13 protein-coding genes and 1 pseudogene are annotated in these 12,445 nt (G+C 64.2%); 12 read left to right on the plus strand and 2 right to left on the minus strand.

Annotated features, from left to right (window positions below; all coding sequences use genetic code 11):
- The first annotated feature begins 37 nt into the window (after positions 1 to 37).
- Positions 38 to 1,603 carry a sensor domain-containing diguanylate cyclase gene (locus ABEH27_RS09305; RefSeq protein WP_346613296.1) on the plus strand — a complete coding sequence of 522 codons (1,566 nt, stop codon included), beginning with the start codon at positions 38 to 40 and terminating at the stop codon, positions 1,601 to 1,603.
- 52 nt (positions 1,604 to 1,655) lie between these two features.
- Here the strand turns inward: ABEH27_RS09305 and ABEH27_RS09310 are convergent, their stop codons facing one another.
- Positions 1,656 to 2,369, minus strand: a complete 714-nt coding sequence (locus ABEH27_RS09310; protein ID WP_346613297.1) for an MgtC/SapB family protein — start codon at positions 2,367 to 2,369, stop codon at positions 1,656 to 1,658.
- Between the two features lie 412 nt (positions 2,370 to 2,781).
- On the opposite strand from ABEH27_RS09310, the gene ABEH27_RS09315 reads away from it, so the two are divergent.
- A complete protein-coding gene (locus ABEH27_RS09315) occupies positions 2,782 to 3,249 on the plus strand; it encodes a sterol desaturase family protein (protein WP_346613298.1) in 468 nt (155 codons plus the stop codon).
- 5 nt (positions 3,250 to 3,254) lie between these two features.
- On the opposite strand, the gene ABEH27_RS09320 is transcribed toward ABEH27_RS09315, so the two are convergent.
- Positions 3,255 to 4,154, minus strand: coding sequence for a bile acid:sodium symporter family protein (locus tag ABEH27_RS09320; RefSeq protein WP_346613299.1), 900 nt, complete (start codon positions 4,152 to 4,154; stop codon positions 3,255 to 3,257).
- A gap of 195 nt (positions 4,155 to 4,349) precedes the next feature.
- Here ABEH27_RS09320 and ABEH27_RS09325 point away from each other — a divergent pair, with 195 nt between their 5' ends.
- The 10 genes and pseudogenes from ABEH27_RS09325 (at position 4,350) to ABEH27_RS09370 (ending at position 12,439) form a co-directional block, all read left to right on the plus strand.
- The gene (locus tag ABEH27_RS09325; RefSeq protein ID WP_346613300.1) at positions 4,350 to 5,231 is read left to right on the plus strand and encodes a Dyp-type peroxidase; all 882 of its coding nucleotides are present in this window, start codon (positions 4,350 to 4,352) and stop codon (positions 5,229 to 5,231) included.
- Positions 5,232 to 5,320: 89 nt separating this feature from the next.
- Entirely contained in the window at positions 5,321 to 6,229 is a 909-nt protein-coding gene (locus tag ABEH27_RS09330) for an aldo/keto reductase (RefSeq protein ID WP_346613301.1), read from the plus strand.
- Positions 6,230 to 6,233: 4 nt separating this feature from the next.
- A complete protein-coding gene (locus ABEH27_RS09335) occupies positions 6,234 to 7,541 on the plus strand; it encodes an MFS transporter (RefSeq protein ID WP_346613302.1) in 1,308 nt (435 codons plus the stop codon).
- 112 nt (positions 7,542 to 7,653) lie between these two features.
- Positions 7,654 to 7,836: a KGG domain-containing protein gene (locus ABEH27_RS09340; protein WP_346613303.1), complete on the plus strand. Its 183-nt coding sequence runs from the start codon at positions 7,654 to 7,656 to the stop codon at positions 7,834 to 7,836.
- Positions 7,837 to 7,898: 62 nt separating this feature from the next.
- The gene (locus tag ABEH27_RS09345) at positions 7,899 to 8,099 is read left to right on the plus strand and encodes a hypothetical protein (RefSeq protein ID WP_346613304.1); all 201 of its coding nucleotides are present in this window, start codon (positions 7,899 to 7,901) and stop codon (positions 8,097 to 8,099) included.
- An 18-nt stretch (positions 8,100 to 8,117) separates the two neighbouring features.
- Positions 8,118 to 9,452 carry an iron-containing redox enzyme family protein gene (locus tag ABEH27_RS09350; protein ID WP_346613305.1) on the plus strand — a complete coding sequence of 445 codons (1,335 nt, stop codon included), beginning with the start codon at positions 8,118 to 8,120 and terminating at the stop codon, positions 9,450 to 9,452.
- Positions 9,452 to 10,405: a class I SAM-dependent methyltransferase gene (locus ABEH27_RS09355; protein ID WP_346613306.1), complete on the plus strand. Its 954-nt coding sequence runs from the start codon at positions 9,452 to 9,454 to the stop codon at positions 10,403 to 10,405. Before ABEH27_RS09350 ends, ABEH27_RS09355 begins: the two co-directional genes overlap by 1 nt.
- Before the next feature lie 5 nt (positions 10,406 to 10,410).
- A pseudogene (locus tag ABEH27_RS09360) lies at positions 10,411 to 11,514 on the plus strand (carboxylate-amine ligase); the annotation flags it as partial.
- Positions 11,515 to 11,612: 98 nt separating this feature from the next.
- Complete coding sequence (locus ABEH27_RS09365) at positions 11,613 to 12,203, plus strand: nucleosidase (protein ID WP_346613307.1); 591 nt, start codon at positions 11,613 to 11,615, stop codon at positions 12,201 to 12,203.
- A gap of 98 nt (positions 12,204 to 12,301) precedes the next feature.
- Positions 12,302 to 12,439, plus strand: a complete 138-nt coding sequence (locus ABEH27_RS09370; RefSeq protein ID WP_346613308.1) for a PSPA7_2676 family Cys-rich small protein — start codon at positions 12,302 to 12,304, stop codon at positions 12,437 to 12,439.
- Positions 12,440 to 12,445 lie beyond the last annotated feature (6 nt).

The following is a 12,445-nucleotide window of genomic DNA, read 5'->3' on the forward strand; positions in this document are numbered from 1 at the left end:
AGTGGTAAGCGGCGAACGCTTGAGGGCAAGGACTTCCATGAGTGCGGCCAACAACCAGGACGATGACGGGCTGTTCGGGGTACCCGGTGAGGGGCGCGCGGTAGCGCTGTTCCGCCTGGTATTGACGTTCATGGCCGTGGTGATGATGACCTTCGTGTTGATCGAGGGTTGGCGCATCTGGCGCGACTACCGGCACGCCTTCACCAATGCCGAGAACATGGTCAGCAACCTGGCCAGGGCCACCGCCCAACATGCGGAGGACGCCATCCGCCAGGTCGACGCCATTACCGCAGCACTGGCCGAGCGCCTGGAAGGCGATGGCTTCAGCCACCTTGACCGGCCGCGCCTGCACGCCTTGCTGGCGCAGCAGAAGGCAATCATCCCGCAGTTGCAGGGTTTGTTCGTGTATGGGGCGGATGGCAGCTGGATCGTCACCGACCAGGCTGCGATTCCGCCCAAGGCCAATAACGGCGACCGTGATTACTTTGTATTCCACCGCACCCATACCGACCGCAACGTGCGCATCGGCTCGGTGGTGCGCAGCCGCTCCAGCGGCGACCTGATCATCCCCATCTCGCGCAGGCTGGACAACCCAGACGGCAGTTTTGCCGGGGTATTGCTGGGGACCATCAAGGTGGATTGGTTCGTGCGCTACTACGGTGACTTCAGGATCGACGAACGCGGCGCGCTGGTGCTGGCCAAGCGCGATGGCACCATTCTGGTCCGCCGGCCCTTCGTCGACCAGGTGGTAGGCCGCAGCCTGGCTAAAAGCGAAATATTTCGCGATCACTTGCCCTATGCCAGCGAGGGGCTGGCCGAGGCGGTGGCGGTAGTGGACGGAACACCGCGCTTGTACGCTTATCGGGCACTGACCAGTTACCCGTTGGTGGTGGAGGCGGGCTTGTCCCGTGAGTCGATCATCGCGCCCTGGCGGCATGATGTATTCAAGTCGGTGGCGGTCTTGCTGTTATTGCTGGTGGGCTTGGGCGCGTTTGGCTGGGTGGTACTGCGCCAGTTGCGCGAGCGGATTGCCATCGAACGGGCACTGCACCAGGCGCATCAGACCCTCAGGTCGCTGGCCCTGACCGACAGCCTGACCGGCCTGGGCAACCGCCGCAGGCTGGACGCGGTGTTCGAGGCAGAGATACGCCGGGCGCGGCGCCACGGGTATGCGCTGGCGCTGGTGATGCTCGACCTGGACTACTTCAAACTGTACAACGACCGTTATGGCCACCCGGCGGGTGATCAGTGCCTGCGGCGGTTCGCCGAGTTGTTGCAGCAGGCATTGAAGCGGCCGGCCGACCTCGCCGTGCGCTATGGCGGTGAAGAATTTACCGTGTTGCTGCCGGACACCGACGTGCAGGGCGCCGAACTGGTTGTCGAAGAGATCATGCAGTTGCTGCGCCGCCAGGTGATCGAGCATGCCGCTAGCCCGCTGGGGCGAGTGTCGGCCAGCGCCGGAATTGCCGTAGGCCACCCGGCACTGGATGCGAGCACCCCGGAAAGCCTGATGGCGGCAGCCGACAGGGCGTTGTACCAGGCCAAGCAGCAGGGGCGCGACGGCTACACCGTCGCAGGCAACATGGCGATGAGCGCCGGCTAGCGCTGGGCAGTGTACTCAACCCACGAGCTGGCGCATTGACATCAAGCGCTCCTTAGTCCGTCGCCAATACCTGCGCTTGCAGCTGCCAGCGCACCGAACTGACGCCTTTCTCCAGGCTCACGCGGCTGACCAGCCGCTCCAGCTGCGCCGGTGCCTGCGGGTTGCCGAGCAGCTCGGCGCGAACTTCCAGGCGCGCGGGGTTGGCCAGGTCTTCGCTGTGCAGCGACTGCAGGCGCAGCTCCGGGTCGCCCAAGCTGTGCAGCATCAGGCTGCGCACCTGGATTTCATCTTCGGCGCGGCATACTACGCGCACTTCGTAGCGTTGTTCGACCTCGCTGGCCGGCAGCACCTCCTGCCGGTCCAGGCGTTGCGCGATATCACGCAACAGAATGTTGGCACACAGCACCACCAGGCTACCCAGCGCCGCTTCAAGCAGCAGGCCCAGGCTGCACAGCACCCCGACCGCCGCCGTGCACCACAGGGTGGCCGCGGTGTTCAGGCCGCGCACGGTCAAACCGTCGCGCATGATTACGCCGCCCCCCAGAAAACCGATGCCCGACACCACATAGGCCGCAACCCGTGAGGCATCGGTGGGCGCCATGCCCGGTACCGCCTGGGTCATCAGTACGAACAGGCAGGCGCCGGTGCTGACCAGCGCATTGGTGCGCAGCCCGGTCAGGCGTTGGCGCAGTTGGCGCTCGGCACCGATCAGGGCACCCAGCAGCAAGGCGATGCTGACACGCAGCAGAAATACTTTCCAATCCATAGCGAACCTCTTGCGCGGGCACGTGCCCGCTCTGACGCCACGTCAGGTGGCGCGGTTGAATAACCAGAAATGCGCAGGACCACGAAGAGGAAGAAGAGAGGAGGGGCTCGAGCCTTGATTGGCTGGAGCAATCCACCGTCTAGCCGGTAGCGAGACAGTGACAGGAAGCTGCCGGACTAGCTCGCCGAGTGGGCCTGTCGCAAGCGACTGGGGCTACTGTCCACAGCGGGGCTCCTGTTGAGGGATGCAAAATTGCGGGGTGGACCTTACGCCCCGGTTCACGCAGGGTCAAGGGTAAAAACATGACAATGGCTTCATAAGGAAATGCCCTACAGCCGGTCACTCCCACATGGAAAAAAACGCCGCTAATCGGTACCCTTGCGCCATTCTTCGTCATCCCCCGGACCGTTACATGCTGTTCAACTTCGTCGTGCTGATCGGCACCCTGGTGGCCATGGAAGGTGTCGGTACACTGGCGCACAAATACATCATGCATGGCTGGGGCTGGTGGCTGCACCGCTCGCACCACGAGCCGCACCTGGGCATGCTCGAAACCAACGACCTGTACCTGGTGGCCCTGGGCCTGATCGCCGCCGCGTTGATGGCGCTGGGCAAGGCCGGCCATGCTCCGTTGCAGTGGGTCGGCGGCGGGGTGGCGAGTTACGGCGTGCTGTATGTGCTGGCGCACGATGGCTTTTTCCATCGGCACTGGCCACGCAAGCCGCGCCCGATCAACCGTTACCTCAAACGCCTGCACCGCGCCCACCGGCTACACCATGCAGTCAAAGGGCGTACGGGCAGTGTGTCGTTTGGGTTCTTCTACGCACCACCGCTGAAGGTGCTCAAACGGCAACTGCAGGCCCGGCGCAGCCGCAGCTGACGGCGTCAATTCGCCGTTTCACCCTTGCCTTGCGGCGCTACCGCTGCCTGCCCGCGGCTTACCCACCAGCCAAACCCCGCCGCCGTGAAGAACATGATCAGGCTGTACAGGGCCGCCGGCACCGCCATGGTCGGGTTGTTCAGCAGCGACGGGCTCAAGGCCAGGGCAATCGCCAAGGTGCCGTTGTGAATACCGATTTCCATGCCGATGGCGATGGCCTGGCGTTTGGGAATACTCAACAACCGCGGCACCCAGTAACCGACAGCCAGGCTGATGACGTTGAACAGCAACGCCGCCAGGCCGACCACGGGTGCGTATTCGACCACGGTCTGCCAGTCCTTGGTCAGGGCCAGCACGATGGTGAATGCCAGGAACAGCGCGGCCACCAGTTTCATGGGCTTTTCCATGCGTGCGGCAAAACCTGGCGTCCAGCGCCGGATCATCATGCCCAGGGCGACCGGCAGCAGGACGATGGCGAACACCTGCATGACCTTGGCAAATTGCAGCGGGATGGCCTGGTCCGACGCCATGAACCACACCAGCGACAGGTTTACCAGCAGGGGCATGGTCAGGATCGCGATCAACGAGTTGACCGCCGTCAGGGTGATATTCAGTGCCACGTCACCGTGCGCCAGGTGGCTGAACAGGTTGGCGGTGGTGCCACCGGGTGAGGCTGCCAGCAGCATCAGGCCAACGGCCAGTGCCGCTTCCAGCCCGAACCCATTGGCAATCAAAAAGCACACCAGCGGCAACAGCAGGATCTGGCAGCCCAGGCCGATCAGCACCGGCTTGGGATGCTTCACCACACGGGCGAAGTCGGCCAGGGTCAGCGACAAGCCAAGGCCGAGCATGATGATGCCCAAGGCCAGCGGAAGAAACGTGGACAGCAGGGGCGAGGCGGTCATGGGCAATCACTCGGGCATGGGATCCAGGCAGTCTAGGCCGCACCTGAACGATAGCTAATTGCAATGCGCCAGCACTTGGTAACCTTTTGTTACTGCAATCTCGCCAGGCCCGGTGCCATCACGCTTTTATGCCGCGTTGCGATAGGCTGCCGCGCGCAGTAGCATGCCGCTTTTTTCACCTAGGATTAGCCTGTCATGCCGTTCCAGCAAGGTCTGCTTGCCACCCCGGTGCCGGCACAAGCCCGCCACCTGTTCTTCACCCTGCATATGCCCGAAGCTTTGCCTGGCGCACTGGATGCTCTGTTGCCGCACGTCGATGGCCAGCGTCTGATCGTCGGCATCGGTGCCCCACTGGCCAAGGCCCTGGGCCGTGAAGTGCCAGGCCTGCGCCCATTCCCGCAGCTGGATGCGGCCGTGGAGAACCCAAGCACCCAGCATGCCCTGTGGCTATGGCTGCGCGGTGATGAACGCGGCGACCTGCTGCTGCAGGCCCAGGCGCTGGAACAGGCACTGGCCCCGGCCTTGCGGCTGGCCGACAGCGTCGACGGCTTCCTGCACCGTGGCGGCCACGACCTGACCGGTTATGAAGACGGCACCGAGAACCCGGTTGACCAGGCTGCCGTCGAGGCTGCCATCGTTGCCACCGAGCAGTCGGGGCTGGCAGGCTCCAGCTTTGCCGCCTTCCAGCTGTGGAAGCACGACCTGGAATACTTCAAGTCGCTGCCCCAGGCCGACCAGGACAACATCATCGGCCGTCGCCTTAGTGACAACGAAGAGCTCGACGATGCGCCGGAATCGGCCCACGTCAAGCGCACCGCCCAGGAAAGCTTCGCACCCGAAGCGTTTATGGTGCGGCGTTCGGTAGCGTGGGCGGACAGCCGCGGCGCCGGCCTGGCATTCGTCGCCCTGGGCCACAGCTTTGACGCGTTCGAGGTGCAATTGAAGCGTATGAGCGGCCTGGAAGACGGCATCATCGACGGCCTGTACCGTTTCAGCCGCCCCCTGACCGGTGGTTTCTACTGGTGCCCTCCCATGACCGCGACGAGCCTGGACCTGAGCCTGCTGCTGCAAGACTGATCACTAAACATCCAGATACAGAATCACCTGCGAGCGTGGGGCGATGCGGCTAGCCTTGAAAGTTTCCGACTCATAATGGGAGCTTTGCCATGTATGCACGTCGCGATGTCCTACGTGCCGGGGCGGCTTTGGGCCTGCTTGCCACCGTGCCTTGGCTGCATGCGGCACCTTCTGCCGGGTTGCTGACACGCAAGGTCCCGTCTACCGGCGAGGCCTTGCCGGTGATTGGCGCCGGGACCTCCGGCAGCTTCGAAGTCGAGGCCGGCTCTGCCGAGTACTTACAACTCAAGCAGGTGCTCAAGGCGTTTTTCGACGGGGGTGGCAAGGTCATCGACACCTCGCCGAACTATGGCGGCGCCGACAGCATTCTCGGCCAGCTGCTGGAGGAGGGCGGTTGGCACCGGCAGTGCTTCATCGCCACCAAGATTGCCGCCGACAGCCGCGCCGATGCGCAAGCGCAATGGGCCCAAAGCCTCAAGAGCCTGCGCACCGACAAGGTTGATTTGCTGCAAATCCACAACCTGCGCGACTGGCAGACGCAACTGCCCTATGCCCGTGAACTCAAGCAACAAGGCAAGACCCGCTACGTCGGCATCACCCACTATTTGAACAGCGGCCAGGACGAGGTTGCGCGCATCGTGCGCAACGAGCCGCTGGACTTCATCCAGATCAACTATTCGGTCAATGCGCCACAGGCCGCGCGTGAGCTGTTGCCGCTGTGCCAGGAAAAGGGCATTGCAGTGCTGATCAACCGCGCGTTTGACGACGGCCGGCTGTTTGCCAAGGTCAAGGACCAGCCCTTGCCAGCCTGGGCCGCAGAGGCGGGCATCGGCAGCTGGGCGCAGCTGTTTCTGAAGTTCGCCATCAGCCACCCGGCCGTGACCACGGTGATCCCGGCCACCGGCCGGCCCGATCGCCAGCTCGACCAGCTCAAGGCCGGGCACGAACCACTGCTTACCCAGGCGCAGCAGCAGGCGCTGATCAAGCAGTTCGGCTGACGCCATGGCCAACTGGCGCAAAGGGCTGAACATCCAGCCCGGGGAAGGCCCTGCCGTCGCTGCAGGCCTGGCACTGTTCTACCTGCTGTTCACCGGCTATTTCATGCTGCGCCCGGTACGCGAAACCATGGGCGTAGCAGGCGGTGTCGACAACCTGCAATGGCTGTTCACCGGCACCTTCATTGCCACACTGGCCTGCCTGCCGCTGTTCGGCTGGCTGGCCTCAAAAGTGCGTCGGCGGCACATCCTGCCCTGGACCTACGGCTTCTTCGCCAGCAACCTGCTGCTGTTTGCCGTGCTGTTTGCCCGCGCGCCGGACGATCTGTGGAATGCCCGGGCGTTCTACATCTGGTTGTCGGTGTTCAACCTGCTGACCATCTCGCTTGCCTGGAGTGTGCTGGCCGACCTGTTTTCCACCGAGCAAGGCAAACGCCTGTTCGGCCTGCTGGCGGCCGGGGCCAGCCTGGGCGGCCTCTGCGGGCCAATCTTCGGCACGCTGCTGGTTGCGCCACTGGGCCATGCCGGCCTGGTCGTGCTGGCTGCGCTGTTTCTGCTGGGCAGCATTGCCGCAGCGGTTTACCTGCAGCGCTGGCGCGATCGCCACCCATTGCCGGCTCACAGCGCCCAGCCTGCCTCCAAACCCTTGGGCGGCAATCCATTCGCCGGCGCCACCGCAGTGCTGCGCTCACCGTACCTGTTGGGGATTGCCCTGTTCGTCGTGCTGCTGGCCAGCGTCAGCACCTTCCTGTACTTCGAGCAGGCGCGGATCGTCAGCGAAACATTCACCGACCGCACCCGCCAGACCCAGGTGTTCGGCCTGATCGACAGCGTTGTCCAGGCCTTGGCGATCCTTACCCAGGTGTTCATTACCGGCCGCCTGGCCAAACGCATGGGCGTGGGCGTGCTGTTGGTGGCCGTGCCCTTGGTGATGGCGGCCGGGTTCCTGTGGCTGGCCCTTGCGCCGGTATTCGCGGTGTTCGTGGTGGTGATGGTCGTACGCCGCGCCGGCGAGTACGCCCTGGTGCGGCCCGGGCGGGAGATGCTGTTCACGGTGTTGCCGGCCGAAGACAAGTACAAGGCCAAGAACTTCATCGACACAGTGGTCTATCGCGGCGGCGATGCACTGAGCGGTTGGGTCAAGCGCGGGCTGGATGTGCTGGGGGACCATCCCCAGCTGGCCATGATCATCGGTGCCGTGCTCGCGCTGGCCTGGGGCTTGACCGGTGGTTGGCTCGGGCGGCGGCAGCGGCAGCTGGACGCGAGCGCACCGGCATCCCCTGGCGCACCAAATACTCCACCGCCGCTTATTTAACGCCACCGGTCCGAACCCTTCGCAATAAAACGAATGTCTCGATATCGCTGAACTCCGAACCTATGTACGGCAGTTGTGCCGTGCATCCCGAAGTCACATGAGGTTTCGCACCATGGACAAGAAAGAAAAGGGCAGTACCGGCAGCCAAGGTGGTCAAGGCAACCAAGGCGGTACCAAAAACCCAGGGAACTTCGCCAATGACCGCGAGAAGGCATCCGAAGCCGGACGCAAAGGGGGCCAACAGTCTGGTGGTGGCCACACCAACGACACGAGCCGCAAGGGCGGCCGTTCGTAAGTGACGTAGCGCAGTGCCGGGGCAACCTGGCACTGCGGTTCACCTGCACACGAGGACATCCCATGCGCTTGATACCGATTATGGGCCTGCTGGGCAGCCTGACCCTGGTTGGCGGCTGTTTTGATCGCGACGCCGATCACCCGGCCAAGGACGCCGACCAGAGCAAACCCTCCCTGCAAATGCAGCAGAACACCGAAAAACCCGCACCACAACCTGCGCCAGGCCCCGAGCCAATGCCGCAGCAGCAAGGCCAAAGCCAGTAATCATTCGAGGAGTGCGGTATGACGGCCCTTACCCGCAACGATTCACCTTTGGCGCCAGCCACGACCGCGCATCCAACCCTCGCCGAACGCTACCAGGCATTGCTGGCTGGCACTTCCAGCGACACCCACCATTGGCTTGCCGAACAACTGGCCATGGCCTGTGAGCTGGCAGACGACCTGCCGGACAGCCTAGACCAGCTGCATGCCTGGAGCGCGCGTCACGCCGCACAGGTAGCTGCGGATTACGCCCACTACCTTGAGCAACGCGCGCAAGGCGCGCCACGTCAATATTTCACCCATCGCGCCCAGGCCTTGTGGTTTCTGCAGCAAGTGGCGCCGACCAAGGCGGTCGATGGTGCCTGGCTGTTCAGCGCCTTGCGCCACTGGCAAGACCCGCGCTTTCACGGCTTGATACGCACCTACCTTGAAGAGCTGGGCGACGGTGACCCGCGCTGCAACCATGTGTTGATCTACCAGCGGCTGCTCAGCCGGCTCGGTTGCCTCGAGCCCGTGTCGCTGGATGACGCGTGCTATTTGCAGGGCACCTTGCAACTGGCGCTGGGCGCCTGCGGTGACGACTACCTGCCGGAAGTCATCGGCTACAACCTTGGCTATGAACAGCCACCGTTGCACCTGCTGATCACTACCTACGAGCTGGCAGAGCTTGGCATCGACGGCCACTACTTCCAGCTGCACGTGACCATCGACAACGCCGCCAGCGGCCATGCCAACAAAGCCATAAGCGCGCTGCAGCAACTGTGCCCGCGCGAGGGCCGCGAACTGTTCTACCAGCGGGTCAGGCACGGTTATCGCCTGAACGACCTGGGCACCGACACGCCGACGCTCATCAGCCGCTTCAACCTCGACGCCCAGTTACTGGCAGCGCTGGAGCACAAGCGCCTGTTCGGGCAGTTCATGCACGCCGACCGTTGCCGGCTGCAGCAGCGCACCGTCAATCAGTGGCTTGCCGAGCCCGGGGCGCTGCCGGCATTTTTGCAGGCCTTGCAAGCACAGGGCTGGATCAAGCGCGGCATGGACCCCGCCCAGAGCCGCTGGTGGTCGTTGATCGAAGGCCCGAGCGCGCCGATGTTCGGCGTTTTCGATGCTTACGAGAAGCAGCTGTGGCACGACTGGATAGCAAACGGCTGGCAAGCGCCGCTGCGCCGCGTGCCCCCAGGCAGCTGGGAGGCAGCACTTGGGCAGGAACCGCCGCCTGCCACCCGCAAGCAGTCGATGAACATCGACACCCTGATCGCGCAAATGGCCGGTAATCGTCATGCATTGCCAGACGGCCTGCAGGCCACTCGTACCTACCTTCATGTAACCGGCCTTGCCCAGGAGGGCCCGCACTGATGCTACCCGACCCGCACCAGGCCCAGGCCGATGCAGCGCTGCTGCAACTGGGGCGGCGCCTGCGCGCCGACGGCTATCGTTTCACCTGTGTGACGCCCGCTACCCATGCCCGTAACAACGCCAGAGGCGGGGCGCAGCGTGCGGCTAACTTGCGCGATGTGTTCGGTTGGAGCCGTGCGTTCATGCCCTCGCTGATATCCGCTGACGCGCTGGAACAGCTGCGCACCGCGCAGGTAGTCGATGATGACGGCGAGCTGCTGCGCAGCCGGGTGCGCTGGTCCAACCTCGATGACCTGTTGCTGGTGCATTCTGCCTACCCGACCGAGGCCAGCGATGCGGTGTTCTTCGGCCCCGACAGCTACCGCTTTGCCCAGGTCATTCATGACCATTTGCAACGCAGCCCGGTACGCGTCGAACGCGCCGTGGACATTGGCTGCGGCAGCGGCGTGGGTGCCTTGCTGATCGCTCGCGCCGTGCAACACGCACACGTCAGCGCCGTCGACATCAACCCGCTGGCACTGCGCTACACGGCGATCAACGCCGCGCTGGCGGGGGTGACCAATGTTGCCATTCAGCCCAGCAATCTGCTCGACGCCCTTGGCGGCAACTTCGACCTGATCGTGGCCAACCCACCGTACATGCTCGATCACAGCCAGCGCACCTACCGCCACGGTGGTGGCGACCTTGGCGCGGCGCTGTCCTTGCGCATCGTCGAGCAGGCCTGCGAGCGCCTGACCCCGGGCGGGTCGCTGCTGCTCTACACCGGCGTGGCCATTGTCGAAGGCCGCGACCCTTTGCTCGAAGCCATTCGCCTGCGCCTGGCCGGCCCGGAATGGGCCTGGGTGTATCGCGAAGTGGACCCGGACGTATTCGGCGAGCAATTGTCAGCGCCAGGGTACGAGCGCGTCGAGCGCATCGCGGCCGTGGCCCTGACCGTCAACCGCAGCGCTTGACCCCCATGGACCGGGCGTGCACGTTCGGCATCGAAGAAGAATACCTGCTGGTCGGGCTCGCCAGCCGGCGAGTACACGCCGCGCCATCGCCTGCCCTCAATCGGCAGTGCCAAGAAGTGTTGGGCCGCTATTTCGCCGAGGAAATGTTCCGCAGCCAGATAGAAGTGGCATCGCCGGTTTTCGGCAACCTGCACGAGGCGCGCAATTTTTTCACCGACAGCCGCCAGCTGCTCAACCAGGTGCTCGGGCAACATGGCGTGGGCCTGTACGCCGCTGCCAGCCACCCCAATGCACCCTGGCAGCGGCAAAAACCCAGGGCTACGCCGCACTATCGGCAGCTGTTCGCCGATTACCAGCAAGTGGCCCGGCGTAGCCTGCTCAACGGGCTGCATGTGCACGTGGGGGTTGCGCCTGGCTTTGATCGCATGCAACTGATCAATCGGCTGCTTTACTGGCTGCCCTTACTGCTTGCCATGAGCACGTCGTCACCCCTGTGGGCAGGCCAGCAGACCGGCTACATGAGCTACCGCCGGGTAATCTGCGGCGAGTGGCCCCACATGGGGCTGCCGGAGCCACTGGCGGATTGGGGCGCGTACCAGCGCTATCGGGCATTGCTGCAACGTACCGGGGCGCTGGCAGCGGATGGCGATTTCTGGTGGGCGGTCAGGCCTTCGCGACGTTTTCCGACCGTGGAGCTACGCATCTGCGACGGCTGCCCGTTGCTTGAAGACGCCCTGTGCCTGGCCGGCCTGTTCCGCCACCTGGTGGAGCACTGCCTGGTGCCGCACCCGGCCATGGCGCCGTTCAGCCGCGAATTGCGCTGGGTAACCCAGGAAAACTACTGGCGGGCGATGCGCTACGGGCGCAGCGCCACATTCATTGGTATTCACGCCCAGCAGCCGGTTACCGCGTTGGCGTGGCTTGCGCAGATGCAGGCGTGCTTCCCGGTCGACACCGTGGACGCCGAGCGCTCGTTCGAACATGCCCGGGGGATTTTGCGCGCAGGGACCAGCGCCGACCGCCAGCTCGGCTGCCTGCAGCAAGCGATAGTGCGCGGTGCCAGTGCAGCCCAGGCCGTGAATAGCGTGGTAGACCAGGTCCTGGCTGAAGCAAACCCCAGCTGCAGCCCAGCAGCGGCGCTTGCATTCCGGCAGGGTTCGCCGACAATGGCGGCGCCCCCTGCAAACCATTCGGACCTGCCCGCTCCATGATGCTGATCAAGCAATTCCCTGATATTTCAATGGCCGACACCCTGTTCGTTTTCGCCCTCGAAGCTGAGGCCGGCAACGTTTTTGCCCAGATGAACACTGTGTTCACCGGGATCGGCAAGGTCAACGCCGCCATCGCCCTGACCAAGGCCATCCACCCGCGCAAGCCCAAGCTCATCGTCAACCTGGGCTCCGCCGGTAGCCAGGGGCATGGCAAGGGGTCGGTGGTGTGCTGTACGCGCTTCGTGCAGCGCGACATGGACGTGACCCCGCTGGGCTTTGCCCGCTACCAGACGCCGCTGTCGGATACCCCGGTGGTGCTGGAATATGGCCATATGATCCCTGGCCTGCCCGTGGAAACCTGCGGCAGCGGCGACAGCTTCGAGATCAACCACGGCGATGCGCCGTACGACGTGGTCGACATGGAGGCCTACGTGCTCGCGCTGATTGCCCGCAACGAAGGCATTCCCTTCGTCTGCCTCAAGTACATCTCCGATGACGCCGGCAGCGAGGCGGCAGACGATTGGTCGGTGCAGGTGCACCTGGCCGCCGAAGCCTTCCAGCGGGTGCTGTTCAGCGCGCCGAGCTGACCATCTGCCCGGCCGAACGCTGACTGGATCAAACCTTCGCGGCGCTGTGCAGTCACTTCAAGTAAGCGCCCGACATTCACGGGCCGAGGAGGTGGCTGATGACATTTGTCTGCCTGCTGCGTGGCTGCCACTGGCGTGCCATGGCCAACCCTGAAGTGACCGGGCTGCGCTGCCAGCTCTGTGAACGCTGCGGCGCGGTGCGCTACTGCCAACCCGGTCACCCCGTGCAACCTTAGGAGGCT

Source organism: Pseudomonas sp. P39-UII1, from assembly GCF_039672635.1.
GTDB lineage: Bacteria > Pseudomonadota > Gammaproteobacteria > Pseudomonadales > Pseudomonadaceae > Aquipseudomonas.